This is a genomic window from Neisseria sp. P0021.S006, from assembly GCF_051956895.1.
This window is the reverse complement of sequence record NZ_JBQCWZ010001089.1, coordinates 1-503: the sequence shown is the minus strand read 5'-3', so window position 1 is coordinate 503 and position 503 is coordinate 1. Positions and strand designations below refer to the sequence as shown.

Here is a 503-nt window from a genome sequence, read left to right as displayed (position 1 = left end):
CAAACGTTTTGACCAAGAAGGCCGTCTGAAAGAAGACCTGAGCGCGGCCGATGCCGTTCAATATCCCAATAGCGCGGACGTGCATTTGGACAAACCGCATCTTTCGTTTTACCGCGACGGCAGCCTGTTGTACGAAGTCGGCAGCGACAAGGCCGTGTACAATATCCAAAACAAAAAAGTCGTTTTTGAACAAAATGTTGTCTTAAACAAAGCAGCAGATGCCAAGCGTTTGGCCGGCATCGTCAAAACCGAACGTTTGAATGTCGATACCGAAGCACAATACGCCCATACCGACAGCCCGGTTACTTTCCAATACGGACAGTCCGGCGGTCAGGCAAACGGCATGACTTATGACCACAAAACCGGTTTGCTGAATTTCCCTTCCAAAGTGAAAGCCACAATTTATGATACAAAAAATTTGTAAAACCTTAGCCCTTGTTGCCGTTTTTGCCGCCAGCCCGGCCTTTGCCCTGCAAAGCGACAGCAAGCAGCCGATTCAAATC

The 503-nt window shown here is 48.9% G+C and carries 1 protein-coding gene and 1 pseudogene; both read left to right on the top strand.

What is annotated here, in order from left to right:
• On the top strand, window positions 1-424 hold a 424-nt coding region (gene lptC, locus ACTHUM_RS18880), incomplete at its 5' end, for an LPS export ABC transporter periplasmic protein LptC (RefSeq protein ID WP_440403809.1).
• A pseudogene (locus ACTHUM_RS18875) lies at window positions 405-503 on the top strand (lipopolysaccharide transport periplasmic protein LptA); the annotation flags it as partial. The gene lptC and the pseudogene ACTHUM_RS18875, both read left to right, overlap by 20 nt.